Raw genomic sequence first — 15,755 nt, forward strand, 5'->3', positions numbered from 1 at the left:
CCCGCCGGCCGCCATCCGGTCACGCCCGCGGCGGGCCATCGCCACGAGGCTGTAGGCCGAGATGTCGAGGGCTTGCTGGAAGGCGCCGCGGGGGGTCGCCGCGAAGCGGTCCGGCGCCAGCCACTCGCGGTCCGCGAAGGCGATCGAATGGACGATGAAATCGAGCCGGTCGAAGCTCCGGCCGTATTCGTCGAAGATCCGGTCCAGGTCCTCGTCGCGCGCGGCGTCGCACGGAACGATCCACGGCTCCTCGACGCCCAGCCGCGCGACGGCGTCCCGGGTGCGTTCCGCCATCCGCTCGTCCGGAAGGGTCGAGAAGGCGCAACGCGCCCCCTCCGCGAGCAGGGCTCGCGCGATGTGCCAGGCGTACGAGCGATGGTTCGCCACGCCGAAGACCAGTCCGCACTTCCCGTCCAGCAGTCCCATCTCTTCCTCCGAACCGGGTCCATGTTAGCCCGGATCGGCGCCCGGGCGTGCGGCGGAGCGCCGCTCACCGGCCCGGCCGCGCCAGGCCGGCGAAGGGATCCCCCAACGCGCGGAAGGGACCGGACAGCCCCCGCGCGAGCAGCTGGACCTGAAAGCGCTTGCCGCCCCCGGGGCCCGGAAGAATCAGGGCTCGGGCGGCGAGCCGGCGGGCCGTGACCGCGGGGGAGTCCCCCGGTCTGGCCAGCAGATCCTCGGCGATCCCGAGCGCCAGCAGCGCGCGGTCCTGCGTCGTCCGGCCCGCGGGAACGAGATCCCGCTCCCGGGCCGCGTCTTCCAGGTGGGTCCAGTTCACGTGGGCGGTGATGTCCTGCCGGCCGGGCTCGGCGAGCACGTCGAGCACGATGCGGTGACCCCGGTAGGCGACGAGCGTGCCCCGCGCGTGCGCCTCGTCCGCGAGCCTGGAGGCCTCCAACCCGTAGTCGATGACCGCGACCACGCCGCGCTCGAGGATCCGGTCGATCTCGCCGAGCCAGTCCTCCATCGCGGTCGAGACTTCGGCCCTCCAGCCCTCCCGCCGGCACAGGCGGTAGCGGCGCGCGAGGCGGACCAGCCCGGAGGGCGCAGGGCGGCGCACGAAAATCAACCGGCCCGAGCGCCCCTCGGTGACGTGCCCTTCCCGCAAGGTGCCGCCCCAGCGCTGGAGCAGATGCACGGGCATCGCGTCGAGCAGCTCGTTGGCCACGACGAAACCGCGGATGCTCCGCCGGGGGATCTCCTCCAGACGCCGCACGCGCCGCACGTCGAGTTCCGGGTGGCGTTCCTCGAGGGTGCGCTCCGGATGTGCCCCGCCGGGTTCGACGAGCCAGACCCGGCGGAGCGACCGGGCGGCCTGCGGAGCTTCTCCGAACAGGCCGTCGGCGAGGTCGGCAGCGAGAAGACCACGGCCCGCGCCGCACTCGACCAGATCCCACGGGCCTCCTCCCAGCCGCTCGGCCACCTCCGCCGCCTGGACCGCGAGGCGGCGGCCGAAGTCGGGCGAGACGTCGGGAGAGGTGGCGAAGTCGCCGCTCCTCAGGCCCGTTCGCGCGCCTTCCCGCGCGTAGTAACCGGCGCCCGCGCGGTACAGGGCGAGCTCCATGAACTCGGCGAACGGAATCGACCCGGCGGCGGCGATGCGCCGCCTGATCTCACGCTCCGGCTCCGGGAAGGCTCGGGCCGCCGCCCCGCTCAATACCGCCGGAATCTCTTGGCGGCCAAGTCTGGCCGCGACGGCAGGGTCGGCCGGGGGTAGATCGGGCTCGCGTACGTGACGGGATTTTGCGCCGTCAGGCCGGGCGGGGCGACCCGGACGGGCGGGGCGCCACCCTCGGCGAGAGCCTTCTTCCACCGGTCGAGGGCCGAGGGAACGCCGGCCTGGATTCTCTTCTGCAGCAGGATCAGCGCGTCGAGGATCGCCTCCGGCCGCGGCGGGCAGCCCGAGATGTAGAGATCGACGGGGATGATCTCGTCCACCCCCTGCACGGTGGAGTACGAGTTCATCATCCCGCCCGAGGAAGCGCAGGCGCCCACGGTGATGGCCCACTTCGGCTCGGGCATCTGGTCGTAGAGCTTCTTGAGCGCCGGGGCCATCTTCTTGCTGACGGTCCCGGAAATCAGCATCAGGTCGGCCTGGCGCGGCGAGAATCGGAGGGCCTCCGCGCCGAACCGTGCGATGTCGAAGCGCGAGCCGACGACCGCCATCATCTCGATGGCGCAGCAGGCGAGACCCATGGGGAAAGGCCACAGGGAGTTCTTCCGCCCCCAGTCGATGGCGGCGCCGAGGCGCGTCGTGAAGACGCTCTCCTCGAGCGAGCGGATCACGTGCGGGTTGACGTAGGCCTTGGGGCGGTCCATGGGGCGCACGATCGTAGTGGGGGGCCGCCGAGGTGTCAAACGGTTCTCATTGGAGGAAATGGAGCCGCACCTCCTCCCCGAACCGGTCCCTGAGGAAGGTCGCGAGACGCCGCTTGAGCTTGACCTCCGCCTGCCTCATCGCCTCCCGCGTCACCCCGAACTCCTCCCCGAGCTGCTGGAGGGTGGCCGGTTCGTCCGCGGCCAGCCGCCGGTCGAGCAGCGCCCGGTCGCGCTCCCCGAGGCCCGCCCGGAACTCCTCCAGCGCCGCGTCGATCCGTTCCTTGACCTCGGCTGCGGCCACCTGGTCGAAGGCGCTCGGCCCTTCTGCCGGAAGCAGGTCGCCCAGGCGTGTCCGCTGGTCCTCCCCGACCGGCACATCGACCGAGACGTCCTGCGCCGACAGCGCCCGATCGACATCCTCGACATCCTCTTCGGAGACGCCGAAACGCGCCGCCAGCAGCTTGGTGGTGGGCGCGATCCCCTGGGATTCCAGCTTTCTCTGCTCCCGCCGGAGGTTGTAGAGCAGCTTCCTCCGGGCGTTCGTCGTCCCCACGCGGACCAGCCGGGCGTTGTCGAGCAGGTACTTGAGGATGTAAGCCTTGATCCACCACGAGGCGTAGGTGGAGAAGCGAACCCCGAGATCGGGGTCGTACCGCTTGAGCGCCTCGAGCAGGCCGATGTTTCCCTCCTGGATGAGATCCATCACGGACCGGAGCGCCCGGCGGTACATCAGGGCGAGTTTCACCACCAGGCGGAGGTTCGCCGTGATGAGACGCTTGGCCAGCTCGGGATCGCCCGTCTCGCGATAGCGCCGCGCCAGCTCGCGCTCCTCCTCCGGGTCGAGCGGCGGGAACTTCCTGACTTCCTGGATGTACCGGGCGAGGGGATCGATCGCCGACGGCAGCGGCCGCTCGCGCAGGGGGACGAGCGCCGCTGTCTCGGCATCGCCGCGTCCTTCCTCCTCGAGATCCTCCTCCGGCACCAGGTCCGGCTCCTCGGCCGGAAACTCGCCGCGAGGATCGAGCGGAAGACGCTCCGGCTTCGGGTCGTTCGCCTCCCCTCGCCGCGTCATCGCTCGCCCTCCGCGGCCCCGCGCAGGCGCTCGGCGAGCGGCAGGTCGGCCGGCAGCAACGGCAGCTCCGGCATCTGCTCGGGGCGGAACCAGCCGAGGGCCGCGACCTCGAGCGGCCGCGGGACGCCGCGGACGATGCGGGCGCGGAGGAACAGCAGCTCCACCCGCCGATCCGGGTACCGATGCTCGGTGCGCCAGAGTTCCTCTCCCGGCTCGACGTCCACGCCGATCTCCTCGCGAAGTTCCCTGCGGAGCGCCTCTCCGGGCCGCTCCCCGGGTTCGAGCTTGCCGCCCGGAAATTCCCAGTAGGACGCCATGTGGGACCCGTCGGGGCGGAGCGTGAGGAGGTACCGGCCGTCGCGGCCGATCACGGCGGCGACCACGCGCTGGCGAGGCGTCGCTTCCTTCCCGGCCGTCCGTCGCTCCGCCACGCCCGCGCTCCCCGCGTCGGGATCGATCGCGGTCCCGGCGGGGATGGTATCGGCGGGGGACGCGGCCGGCAAACGGCGGAGGGCGGCGGCCCCGGGGCGATCTTCGGCTGCAAGCCGTTGCGAATCGTTCGCTTGCGCGCCGGGCCAGGCTTCGGCGCGGCCCCGGGGCGCCGGCCACCTCCGGCCTCGCCGCCACGACCCCGGCGCGCGCCGGCGAGGGTGCACCTCCGCTCCGACGGCCGGCGGCCCCTGTCCGGAACCGTCCGCCACCGTCCTGCCGGCCCTGACGGCACCCAATCCGGTGGACCGGCGGGCCGCGTCCCCGTACCTTTCGGGCACCTCGCTCTTCGCGTCGGGGAACCCCAACCGCCATGACTCCCTCTTCCTTCGGCCTTCCGATCGCGCTGACCTTCGCCCGTGACCCTTACTTCGCCCCCGCGGTGCTGCTCGTGTGCGCGCTGGTGGGAGCACTCCTCGCGGCCGGCGCGTCGCGAAGGCACGCCGGGCCCCGGCGCGCGGCCGCGATCGCGGGGCACACGGCGGTGGTTCTCCTCGCGCTGGCGGCAGCCACCGGGACGATGATCGAGCGCGCGCGGGTGTTCTGGGGCGCGCACTGGGAGGACGGGGGACGCACGCTGGTGCTCGAACGGCTCGGGTGGCTCCCCGACGTCCGCCTGGATCGAGACGCGATCACCGCGATCACCGAGTACGCCGCGCAGGAGCGCGCCTTCGGCGGCCCGCGCGGCACGGTGCGCTACGTGGTGCGCGCCGGCGGCCGGGCGTACTGGAGCGCGCCGGTCCGGCGAGCGTGGGTGGCGAACCGGGCCCGCGAGTTGCTCACCGCCGCCACCGGGCACCGGCTGGAGCGGTTCCAGGTGGGCCACCCGGTGCTGGCGGACTGAACCGGCCTGCGAAAGCCGTTATCCTGATCGGGCGGTCGCGGAGGCGGAAGGGATGCTCCGGAACCGGGTTGTCCTCATCGCGGAAGGAGCGATGGAAGCCGCCGCCCGGGCGCTCGAGGAGGCCGGCTTCGATCCCGTGCGCGCCGCTCCCGGGCCGCCAGCGCTCGCCGCGGTGCGGGATTCGGAACCGGCCGCGGTCCTGGTGGGGGCTGGGGTCGCTGCCGGGGCTCCCGAGCTGCTGTCGGCGGTCGTCCGGAACGCCCCCCGCGACGTACCGGTGGCTCTCGCGGGGATGCCGGTGGAACCGCTGCCTCCGGAGGCACGCGACCTCCCGGTCATCCCGGAGGAGCCTCCGGAGCTGCTCGCCGGCGGGGTGCGGTGGTTGGCGCGGCTGGGCGGCCTTCAGCGGGAACTGCAGCGGGCCGACGAGCGGTACCGCGTCCTCTACGAGACATCCCCGGTCCCCTACCAGTCGCTCGACCCCGAGGCCAGGATCCTCGCGGTCAACGACGCCTGGCTCGACCTGCTCGGTTTCCCCCGGGAAGAGGTGGTGGGACGCCGGTTCCCCGAGTTCCTCGATCCGGAGACGCTTCCCGGCAAGCAGGAGTATTTCGAGAACTTCAAGCGGACCGGCGTCGCCAGCGGCGTCCTGTTCGAACTCGTGCGCCGCGACGGGGAGCGGCTCACCGTCGAGCTGGACGGCCGGGTCGAATACGACTCGGACGGACGGCCGGTCCGGACGCACTGCCTGCTCCGCGACGTCACGCCTCAGCGGCGGGTGCAGGCGGCGCTGCGTTCCAGCGAGATCCGCTACCGGCACCTGTTCGAGTCGGCACCGGTCTCCATCTGGGAGGAGGATTTCTCCGAGCTGGCGGACATGCTCGATCTCCTGCGCCTGCAAGGAGTCGAGGATCTCGAGCGGTACTTCGAGCAGCACCCGGAGGCGCTGCGCGAGGCGGCGCGCAAGATCAAGGTGCTCGACGTCAATCAGCGCACGGTGGAGCTGTTCGAGGCCAGGAGCAAGCGGGACCTGTTGGAGTCGATCGACAAGACGTTCGTACCCGAGTCGTTCGAGGTGTTCCGGCGCGAGGTCATCGCCCTCGCCCGCGGCGAGCCGGGCTTCAGCGCCGAGGCGGTGGTGAAAACGCTTCACGGGCGGCCGATCAACGTCCTGATATCGCTCACGTTCCCCCCTCCGGGATCGCCGAACAAGATCGCGCTGATCAGCATGACCGACATCACCTCCCGGAAGCGCGCCGAGGAGAACCTCCTCAAGTCCTGGTTCGCCATCGAGAACGCGGTGGACGGAATCCTCTGGCTGGGCGCGGACGGGCGCGTGGAGGATGCCAACCGGGCGGCCTGCGCGCTCCTCGGTTACGAGCGGCGGGACCTGTGCGGCCGGAGCATCGAGGCGATCGACGCGGGCCTGGCCGACTGGAGCGCCGAGTGGGCGCGGCTGACGCAACGGCGCGCGATCGAAAGGGAGACCTTCTACATCGCGCGGGACGGCCGGCGCGTTCCGGTCACCCTCGTCGAGAACATGCTCGAGTTCCGCGGGCGGCGCTTCGTCTGTGCGTTCGCGCGCGACCGCACGGAGCGCGAGCGCCTCGAGGCTCAGCTCAGGCAGGCCCAGAAGCTGGAGACGATCGGCCGCCTGGCGGGCGGGATCGCCCACGACTTCAACAACATCCTCGGGCCGATCCTCGGCTGCGCCGACATGCTGCTCGCCGACCTCCCGGAGGGGAGCGACGCTCACCGCGAGGTGAAGCAGATCTGGAAAGCCGCTCTCCGGGCCAAGGAGCTCGTCGGCCAGATCCTGCTCTTCAGCCGGCGAGCGGAGCAGGCGAGGAAGAGGGTGGTGCCTCACCTGATCGTCCGTGAGGCTCTGGACCTGCTCAAGGCGACCCTCCCTCCCGGCGTCCGGCTGGTCGAGGAGATCGACGCCTCGTGTGACCCCGTCTACGCCGACCCGACGCAGCTCCACCAGGTGGTGATGAACCTCTGCACGAACGCCGTGGAAGCCCTCGGGGGAAGCGGCGGCGTGGTCACGGTCCGCCTTTTCCGGACCGGGGTGCCGGAACGCCTCGCGGCGGCGCACCCCGAACTTCAGCCGGTTCCGCACGTCTGCCTTCAGGTCGCCGACAACGGTCCGGGCATCACCGCCAAGGACCGCGAACGGCTGTTCGAACCCTTCTTCACCACCAAGGAGAACGGCAGCGGACTCGGTCTTTCCGTCGTCCACGGCATCGTCACCGGCCATGGCGGCGCCATCGACGTGGTCTCGGAACCCGGCCGGGGAGCGTGCTTCTCGGTCTACCTGCCGGCGCTGGCGGCCGAGGAGTCGGAGAGGGCAGCGGAGCGGCCGGCGGCGGAGCAGCGCTCCCGGAAACGCCGGACGATCCTCTATGTGGAAGATCAGGAGGATGTCGCCCGCGTGGTGCGCAAGATGCTCGAGCGCCAGGGCCACGAGGTCGTGCCGGCGTCCGACGGGCCGGAGGCGCTCGAGACGTTCCGCCGCGCCCGGGACCGTTTCGATCTGGTGATCACGGACCAGACGATGCCGTCGATGAGCGGGATCGCCCTCGCTCGCGAGCTGCTCGGGATCCGGCCGGACCTCCCCATCGTCCTGCTCACCGGCTACGGCGAGCGGCTCACGGCGGACGATGCCCGCGCCGCCGGAATCCGGGAGGTGGTCAAAAAGCCGGTGCTCCGGGCCGAGCTCGCCGCCGCCGTGCGCCGGGCGCTGGAGAGCCGCGTCACCGATTGAGCGGCTTCGCGCTCGGTGGGCGGCGGGGGCCGGCGGAGCGCCGCTCGGCCTCGATCTTGTCCAGCCGCTCGAGCATGCGCCGGGCCCGCTCCGCCGAGCGCGACGCGGGCGCGAGCTGAATGGCCCGCTTCAAGTGCCGGCGCGAACCCGCGAAATCGCCCAGCTGGGCCAGCAGTGCCCCATACTGGACATGGGCCTTCGTGTAGCGGGGGTTGATCTCCAGGGCCTTCTGGTAGTGCAGCCGGGCCTCCGCCAGCAGGCGCCTCCTTTCCGCGGGGTCGCGCGCGGCGCGGGCGAGGCCCTCGGCGGCGATGCCCCAGTTGTAGTGGGGGGTCGGGTAGCGGGCGACCTCGCGCAGGGCCAACCGGAATTTCTCGATCGCTTCCTGGTAACGCCCGAGGCCGAGCAGGGCCGACCCCCAGTTGTTCAGGGCCTTCGACCGGCCCTCGGCATCGTCGTATCTCTCGAAGGCCTTGCGGTACTCCTCGATCGCCTTCTCCTTTTCGCCCCGGTCGTTGTACTCGATCCCCAGGTGAAGATGAGGAAGGCCCTCGTCGGGCGCCTTGCGCACCGCGTCGGTCCAGAAGGCGAGGTTGTTCTGCCAGACCTCCGCCCGGCGCACCGTCTGCCGCGCCGACGGCAGGAGCAGCGCGGCCACGACCGCCGCCGGCAGCGCCAGCGCCGGGAGGTTCCCGGCCCGCTCGAGCCGCTGCGACAGCCGGCCGAGGAGAAGGCCGGCGGCAAGGCACAAACCGGCGCTGGGGAGGTACAGGTAGCGCTCGGCCAGCGGCGTTTCCGAGATCCGCCGCAGCGCGATCGCCAGGGGCGGCGCGATCCCGGCGAAGAAGATTCCAGTCGCCACGACTTCGGGCGCCCAAACGGGCGGCTCGCTCCGCGAGAGCCGGAGGAGCCAAACGATCGAGACCGCGGCCGCGAAGAGAAGGAACGCGGCCGCCCCGAGCAAGGCGGTCGCCCCCCCCGGGACTTCCGGCACGAAGGCCGACTGGGGCGGCGGCCAGAACGCCTTCCGGATGTACCAGCCGAGCGACCCGAACGCGGCCCGCTCGAACGGGATCCCCGAGCCAGGCGCCGGGCTGCCGAACGTCCCGAGCGCCGCCCGGCGCAGCGCGAAGTAGATCCCTGTCACCGCCGCCAGGGCGATCCACACCGGCCAGCGCGGCGGGGTGAGTATCAGCTGTGGGCGGCCCGCCTTGCGGGCCTCCCGCTCGCGCCTCCGGCGCTCCGCGCGGTCGGCGGCGGGTGTCTCCGGGGCGGGGGCGGCCGGCAAGAGGAACTCCACCAGCGCGATCGCCAGCAACACCGCCACGCCGGTCTCCTTGGCGAGCATCGCCGCCAGAGAGAACACCGCGGTCGCGCCGACCAGCAGGATGCGCCGCATGCCCGTCGCTTCGCGCGCTTCGATGAAGGCGAGGACGGCTCCGAGAAAGAAGATCCCGCACAGCGCGTCGGCGCGGCCCGCCATCCACGCGACGACCTCCACGTGGATCGGATGCGCCGCGAAGAGGAGCGCGGCTGCACCTCCCGCGACCGCGGCGGGAGACCCCCTGAGTCCGGCGCGGCGCGCCAGCGCGAGCCCGGCCAGCAACACCAGCGCCGACATCAGCGCGTGCTCGACGACGACCGAAGTGTGATAGACGAGCCGGCGCGCCTCGGCGCGCTCGTTCCTGGGCCAGAACTTGCCGGAGATCCACTCGTCGAGCTGGAAGCTCATCACCGTGAGCGGGCGGTAGTAGTGAACGCCGAACTGCGGGATGCTCTTCGGGGGGTGGAAGACGTTCGAGAGGCTGTCGAAGTACGGGAGCTGCCTTTCGAAGATGATCGGATCGTCCCAGATGAACTCGTTGTCGACAGCGCCGCGATACAGCGCGAGCGAGAAAAGAGCGACGAGTGCGCATCCGGCGGCGACGAAGACGCGTCTCATGAGGTGAAGGTCCTCCCCCGCGCCGCGGCGGAAATGGGATCTCCGTCCGGCGGAGAGGTTAGCACCGCCCCCCGCCATGCGCGTGGAGCCTCTCTCACCCGTCGGCCCCCGCTGCCCCCGCGATCGCGCCCTCCGTTTCGAGCTGCTCCATCACGGCGGTGAAGACCCGTTGCGGGGTGATGTCGAGCATGCAGCGGAGTCCCTGGCAACACGGGGGTGTGAAGCCGAACCGGGTGCACGGCGAGCAGGGGACGCCGCTTTCGATGATCCGGAAGCGGCTGCCCGGGGGGCCCCACTTCGACGACACCCCGGGACCGAACAGATGCACGGTCGGGGTGCCGACCGCGTAGGCGAGGTGGAGGACACCGGAGTCGGCGCTCAGGTAGACCGCCACCCGGGCGACCACCGCGGCCGCCTGAGGGAGGGTGCACTGGCCGGAGAGGTTGATGTGCGGCCGATCGCTCACCGCCCGCGCGATCACCGCAGCCGCGGGACCGTCCTTCGGCCCGCCGAGGATCACGATGCCGATGCCGCGTTCCGCCAGCATGCGCGCCACCTCCCCGTAGCGCTCCGGGGGCCAGCGCCGCTCGGGGATCGAGGCGCCGGGATGAATCGCCACCCGCGGGAGGTCCGCCAGGGGGCGGAGCCGCTCCTCCGCGAACCGCGCCGACGCCGCATCGGGAACGAGAAACGGGCTGTCGGGATCGAAAGGTGCCGGCTCGCCGGTGGCGCGCTCCGCCAGCTCGAGAAAGGAGTAGACCTCGTACAGTTCCTGGTCGTACGGAACGCCGGTGGTGAGAAGCCGGCGCCGGATGTTCGTCGCGAATCCGATGCGCCGCGGAGCCCCCGTCAAGCAGGCGACGACAGCGGACAGCCGATGGTACTGCTCGGTGTCGATCACGAGGTCGTAGGAGCGCGACAGCACGCGGCGCAGGCCGGCCAGCGGGCGGTCGTAACGGAGCACCTCGTCCGCGAGGTCGGTTCCGGCGACGACGCCCGCGTTCCTCGCCTCCACCAGGAGTTCGAGGCGCGCCTGCGGCCACCGCCGCCTGAGGGCCCGAAGCATCGGAATGAACAGCACGGCGTCGCCGATGCCTCCGGGCCGGATCACCAGGATCCGGCGCGGAGGGTCGGCGGCGGGCCGGCGGTCGAGACGCGCGGCGCGCCGGGCCAGAAGAGCGCACAGCGCCGGGCCGACGAGAGCGTCGATCGCCTTGAGGACATCCACCCTCAGGGACATGGCCGGAAGTCTATCTCGTATGACGGTCTCCGGAACCCGGCCGCCTCCGAGGCGCTTTTCCGTTGCCGCGCCGCCGCGCCGGAAGGGCCCGGGAGCCGCCTGTCCCGTCCCACCTCCCGCCGCCGAGAACGCGCCGCGGACGAAGCGCCTCTCACAGGCCGAGGAGATCGGGAAGCTCCCCGATCCCCTTGATCCTCGGGACGCCGACGTCCGGGTAGAGCCCGGCGGCGTCGACCAGGACGACCGGGAGCCCCGCGGCCTTCGCCCCCTCCACGTCGAACGCGGGCACGTCTCCGACGTAGAAGGCCCGGCTCGGCGCGACGCCGAGCCGCTCGAGTGCGATTTCGAAGATCCGGGCGTCCGGCTTCGCGACCCCGACGAGGTGCGAGTCGACGACCGTCTCGAGCAGGTCGGCGAGGCCGGCGGCGGCGAGGTCCTCGGCGACGCGCCCCTCGGCATTGCTCACGACCGCGAGACGGTAGCCCGCCGCCCGGAGCCGTTCGAGGGCCTGCCGGGCCCCCGGCATCGCCCGGCGCCAAAGCCCGGTGACGCCGTTGGCCCGCCAGAGCCTGTCGATCGCGGCGGGAATCCGCTCCGCTGGGACGCCCGCCCCCTCGAGCATCCGGGTGAAGTAGCCGTCCCAGATCGCGCGCCAGTCGGAAGTCCTGCGCACCGCCTCGCCCGCCCACCGGCGCGCCTCCGCTTCCGCGGACAGAAGCTCCGCATCGGTGGGCCGCCCGCCGGCCTCCCCGAGCGCCGCGCGCACCCGGTCCGTGTCCAGCGTGAGGAGCGTCCCTCCCGCATCGAGCAGGGCGACGTCGCGACCGGCGAACGGCCCCCGATCGTCAGCCATCGCGGCGCGCTCTTCCGGCCAGCAGCCAGTCGCGGGCGTGCTCGAGGCAGGGGATGCGCGCGTGAGCTTCGCCGATGCGGGAAGCTTCGAGCCGGGCCAGGGCGAGGCCGTCTCCCTCCCCGCCGGCGTCCGCCAGCACCTCTCCCCACGGGCCGACGATCAGGGCGTGTCCGTAGGAGGATCTCCCGGGGCCATGCGTGCCCCACTGTGCGGGGGCGACGACGAACGCCTGGTTCTCCACCGCGCGCGCGCGGAGAAGAAGGTGCCAGTGATCGGGACCGGTGGTGGAGGTGAACGCCGCGGGGACGGCGAGCACCTCCGCTCCGTCACGGCGCAGGCGCCGATACAGCTCCGGGAAGCGGAGGTCGTAGCAGATCGACAGGCCGACCCGCCCCCATTCGAGTTCGGCGCAGACCGTCTCGTCCCCCGGCTCCACCGCCGAGGACTCCTCGAGCCGCCGGCCGTCCAGCTCGACGTCGAAGAGATGGATCTTCCGGTAGACGCCGGCCACGGCTCCACGCCGGTCGATCAGCACGGAGCTGTTCCGCCGCATACCCGGACGGGACCCCGTTTCCGGAATCGAGCCGAGGAGCAGGTCGATCCCGAGTTCAGCCGCCAGGTCCCGGCCCCACCGGACGATCGGCCCGTCGATCGGCTCGGTTCCGGGAATGGCGACCCCCTCCCGGGCCATGACGGCGAAGTTCTCGGGAAGGGCCACGAACTGCGCGCCTTCCGCGGCCGCCCGGCGAACCAGCTGTCCGGCGCGCTCGAGATTGCGCGACCGGTCCGGCCCGGAGTTCATCTGCACCGCCGCCGCGGTCACCGACTCCATCGAGGCATCCTCCTGGGCCGGCGCCCTACGGCATCCCGTAGACGCTGGCCTGGGCTCCCGGTCCCACCGAGAGCCGGAGCACCGACGGCGCCCCCGAGGCCCGCCTCCCGGCCGGGCGGCGCGAACCGCCGATGGCGCAGCCCGACACGTCGACCCGGTTCCGCGCTTCCCGGCCGCCCTCGGGGTTGACGACGCACGGCTGGCGCAGGTCGACCGTCGCGCGGGACGTCCCGCGCAGTTGGATCTCGGAGGTCGTGCGCGATTCGGTGAGGTCCAGGTCGAGATCGGACGCGGTGGCGGTGATCTGCACCCTTCCCTCGATCTCGTCCGCGGAGAGCTCGGAGCGGTGCAACGTCGCGCGCACGCTGCGGACCGATGCCAGATCGACCCGGCTGTTCTTCGCGTCCAGCTCGATCGCCGGCTCGACCTCCTCGGCGACCAGCCGCGCGCCGCCGGAGAGGTCGGCCCGGAGCCCACCCTTCGCTCCTCGGATCTCGGCGGCGGCGCCCTCCGAGAGCCGGAGCGACACGCGGCCGCGAAGGCCCTGCGCGACGAAGTTCCCCGAGCGGAGAACCGCGGTCAGCTCGCCGTCGAACTCCTCCGCGCGGACGTCGAAGTCCTCGCCGTCCAGGGTGAGTCGCTCCCCGTCGCCGCCCGAACGGACCAGTTCCACCTCGTCGTAGCGTCCCCGGATCGATCCGGTGCCCCGCCAGCCGTCGAGCAGGAACTGCGCGTCGTTGCCCGCGAGCTGCAGCGTGGCGACGCTGTCTTCGACGGTCAGCGAACCGCCTTCCATCCGTCCTTCGACGTACCCTTCGAAGCGGACGAGGCGGTAGGCCGGGTCCTCACCGGCGATCTCGATCCGCCCGCGCCGGTCCTCGACGGTGGTGGAGCCCCCGACCTGCGCGAGGCGGAGCCGGCCGGCCCCTCCCTCCACCTGCACGTCGCTGTCCCGTCCCTCGACGCCGGCGCTCGTCACGTCCCGCAGCAGGACTCGGGAACGATCGAGTTCGACGGTGAAATCCTCGTGATCCCCGCGGTCGCCCGCCTCCGCTCCCTTGTCGGCCGCGGCCGCCCCGCCCTCCACGGTCACGGTGATCCCTCCGCCCTTCAGGAGGACTTCGGTCCCGGGCCGGACGGTCAGGTCGACGTCCAGAGGCGGCGCGGTGCGCTCGTCGCCGTGCGGCTGGGTGATCTCGAGCCACTTTTCGCGCTCTTCGACCAGCACGAATCCGTCCGAGTCCTCGCCGTGCGCCAGGTCCAAGATCCGGAGGGTGGGTGCGGCTTCCCGCGACACGGTGATGCGAACCCGGCCCGAGTGGAGCTCCAGCCAGACGGCACCCGCCTCAAGGGGCGCCTCCACCGGCAGCCCCAACGGCCCGGCCTCAGCGGGCGCCCAGACCGCGGCCGCGGCGACGAGAGCGACGAGGAGCGATCCGCGTTCCATGCGGCGAAAGATACCCCGCCTGCCGCGCGGGCACCTCCGCCGCCGGAGGAGTCGGACGGCTGCGGATCAGGGCGGACCCGAGACCCGGGCCCGACGGCGGAGCAGTCCGCGGCCGACCGCGACGGCGGCGACAGCGGCGAGAAGAAGGCCGGCGGCCGCGGCCACGGCCGCGGTGACGGCGAGCGCGCTGCCGAGCAGGGCGAGCGCATCCTCGGCGAGCGAGAGCACCGGCGCCGCGAGCCCGCCGGTGCCGAGGTTCGACGCCAGGCGGAGGTTCGCCTTCGCGGCGTGCACCCCCAGGGCGGCCGATCCCCCCGCCAGCAGGCCGACGACGGTGGCGGCGAGCGGATCGACGCCCTTCATCGACGCGGCCACGACCAGCGCGCCGGCGAGCGGCCGCACGAACGTCTGGACGACGTCGAGAAAGTGATCCACCGCAGGGATCTTGTCGGCGAGGAACTCCGCGGCGACCGCCGTTCCGAAGATGACGAGCGCCGGCGTACCGGCGAGCCACTCGAAGCCGTCACCCAGGGACAGCGGCCGGCCGAGCAAGGCCTCCGCGAGGCCGAACCGGACGGCGATCCCCAGGACGAACGGGGGAAGGAAGGCGCGGAGCCCGCAGCAGGCGGCCAGGCACACTCCCGCCGTGACCTGCACAGCCAGCGCGAGCCATCCGCCATCGTTCACGATGCACACCCCGTTCCCGTTCGGCTCAGAGGATCGCCGATTCCGGTGCCGGGCGCAATCGCCCGGACGTCGCGGCTCCCGGGTCCCCGTGCTATCGTCCCGGTCTTTTCCCCGAGGCCCATGGCACCCAGGTCTTCCATCGTGTGCGCCGCCGGCCTGGTGATGGCGGCGGCTGCGCCCGCGCGCGCCGAGACAGCGCCCTCCGGCACGGAGACGCTCGTGGTCGACCCCGCCCGGGCGGTCGAGATCGCCTTGCGCTCCCACCCGCGCCTGGCCGAGGTGCGCGCCCGGGAAGCGCAGACCCGAGCGCGGAGGCGCCAGGCGCTCGCCGAGGCGTTCCCCCGGATCCGCGCCGAGGCCTCCGCCGTGAGGCGGCGCGACCCGGGGTTGCTCAACAGCCCGAACTTCGAGGATCTGGCGGACGCCCCCGGCTTCGATCCTTCCTTCCTGCGCCCGATCCCGGTCACCGGCTACGACTACGCGCTGAAGCTCGAGCAGACCCTGTACGGCGGCGGGAGGATTGCCGCCGGGCTGGCGGCGCTCGACCGCGACCTGACCCGCCAGGAGCTCGAGCGGCGCGCGGTCGAGCTGGAGGTGGCGCGGGCGGCGCTCGTGGCCTGCTACGACGTGGCGATGGCCGACGCCCGGTTGGAGGTCCTGCGTGCCGAGCGGGCCTCTCGGGAGCGGCAGCTCCAGCAGGCGCGCGACCTGCTCGACGTCGGCAAGGGGACCCGCCTCCAGTGGCTCCAGGCGCGGGCGGGTCTCGCCGGGCTCCGCCCCCGGGAAATCGCCGCCGAGGAGGCGAGGTCGGCCGCTCGCGTGACGCTCAATGCGGCGCTGGGGCGGCCGCCCATGGCCCCGATCGACGTGGCGCCGGGCCTGCTCGAGTCGGCCCGGCTCGACCCTCTGCCGCCGGTCGGCGAACTGCTCGCGCTTCTCGCCCGCCGCCCCGATCTCCGGGCGCTCGACGTGCAGCGCCAGGTGCTGCAGCTCCAGCAGCGGCTGACCCGGGCCGAGGCGCGTCCCTCTCTTCGTTTCGCCGGCTCGCTCGGCATCTCGACGATCGATCCCCGGAACCTCACCGACGGCGACTTCTCCTCGTGGGATGCGGGCGTCTACGTCGAGTGGAGCCTTTACGACGGCGCGCGGCGCCGGGCGCGCGTCGACGAGCTGGCAGCCGCCGAGCGGGAGTCCCTCCACCGGCGCGAGACGCTGGCCTCGCAGCTCGCGGAGCGCCTCGCCCGGGCCGTGGCGGACTACCGG

General features: G+C 72.6%; 13 protein-coding genes. 2 read left to right on the forward strand and 11 right to left on the reverse strand.

Annotation, left to right across the window (positions count from 1 at the left end):
- The 5 genes from D6718_10475 to D6718_10495 form a co-directional block, all read right to left on the reverse strand.
- Window positions 1-426 (reverse strand): SDR family oxidoreductase (locus D6718_10475; GenBank protein ID RMG44188.1); only part of this gene is annotated, 426 nt, incomplete at its 3' end.
- Window positions 427-490: 64 nt separating this feature from the next.
- Entirely contained in the window at window positions 491-1,657 is a 1,167-nt protein-coding gene (locus D6718_10480) for a hypothetical protein (protein ID RMG44189.1), read from the reverse strand.
- On the reverse strand, window positions 1,654-2,319 hold the full coding sequence (locus tag D6718_10485; protein RMG44190.1) for an NADH-quinone oxidoreductase subunit B: 666 nt from the start codon (window positions 2,317-2,319) through the stop codon (window positions 1,654-1,656). The genes D6718_10480 and D6718_10485 overlap by 4 nt, the downstream gene beginning before the upstream one ends.
- Before the next feature lie 46 nt (window positions 2,320-2,365).
- A complete protein-coding gene (locus D6718_10490; protein RMG44191.1) occupies window positions 2,366-3,391 on the reverse strand; it encodes a sigma-70 family RNA polymerase sigma factor in 1,026 nt (341 codons plus the stop codon).
- Window positions 3,388-3,822 (reverse strand): (deoxy)nucleoside triphosphate pyrophosphohydrolase, encoded by a 435-nt coding sequence (locus D6718_10495; protein RMG44200.1) that lies wholly within the window; start codon window positions 3,820-3,822, stop codon window positions 3,388-3,390. Before D6718_10495 ends, D6718_10490 begins: the two co-directional genes overlap by 4 nt.
- 371 nt (window positions 3,823-4,193) lie before the next feature.
- Here D6718_10495 and D6718_10500 point away from each other — a divergent pair, with 371 nt between their 5' ends.
- Window positions 4,194-4,724: a hypothetical protein gene (locus tag D6718_10500; GenBank protein ID RMG44192.1), complete on the forward strand. Its 531-nt coding sequence runs from the start codon at window positions 4,194-4,196 to the stop codon at window positions 4,722-4,724.
- 52 nt (window positions 4,725-4,776) lie between these two features.
- Window positions 4,777-7,491, forward strand: coding sequence for a PAS domain S-box protein (locus tag D6718_10505; protein RMG44193.1), 2,715 nt, complete (start codon window positions 4,777-4,779; stop codon window positions 7,489-7,491).
- Here the strand turns inward: D6718_10505 and D6718_10510 are convergent.
- The 6 genes from D6718_10510 to D6718_10535 form a co-directional block, all read right to left on the reverse strand.
- On the reverse strand, window positions 7,481-9,433 hold the full coding sequence (locus tag D6718_10510) for a hypothetical protein (GenBank protein RMG44194.1): 1,953 nt from the start codon (window positions 9,431-9,433) through the stop codon (window positions 7,481-7,483). The genes D6718_10505 and D6718_10510 overlap by 11 nt on opposite strands.
- A gap of 94 nt (window positions 9,434-9,527) precedes the next feature.
- Window positions 9,528-10,673 carry a glycosyltransferase family 9 protein gene (locus tag D6718_10515; GenBank protein ID RMG44195.1) on the reverse strand — a complete coding sequence of 382 codons (1,146 nt, stop codon included), beginning with the start codon at window positions 10,671-10,673 and terminating at the stop codon, window positions 9,528-9,530.
- Between the two features lie 151 nt (window positions 10,674-10,824).
- Window positions 10,825-11,526, reverse strand: a complete 702-nt coding sequence (locus D6718_10520; GenBank protein ID RMG44196.1) for an HAD family hydrolase — start codon at window positions 11,524-11,526, stop codon at window positions 10,825-10,827.
- Window positions 11,519-12,358: a carbon-nitrogen hydrolase family protein gene (locus D6718_10525; protein ID RMG44197.1), complete on the reverse strand. Its 840-nt coding sequence runs from the start codon at window positions 12,356-12,358 to the stop codon at window positions 11,519-11,521. The genes D6718_10520 and D6718_10525 overlap by 8 nt, the downstream gene beginning before the upstream one ends.
- 25 nt (window positions 12,359-12,383) lie before the next feature.
- Window positions 12,384-13,805 carry a hypothetical protein gene (locus tag D6718_10530; GenBank protein RMG44198.1) on the reverse strand — a complete coding sequence of 474 codons (1,422 nt, stop codon included), beginning with the start codon at window positions 13,803-13,805 and terminating at the stop codon, window positions 12,384-12,386.
- 66 nt (window positions 13,806-13,871) lie between these two features.
- Window positions 13,872-15,692, reverse strand: coding sequence for a DUF4126 family protein (locus D6718_10535; GenBank protein ID RMG44199.1), 1,821 nt, complete (start codon window positions 15,690-15,692; stop codon window positions 13,872-13,874).
- Window positions 15,693-15,755 lie beyond the last annotated feature (63 nt).

The sequence above is a fragment of the Acidobacteriota bacterium genome (assembly GCA_003696075.1).
Taxonomy (GTDB): domain Bacteria; phylum Acidobacteriota; class Polarisedimenticolia; order J045; family J045; genus J045.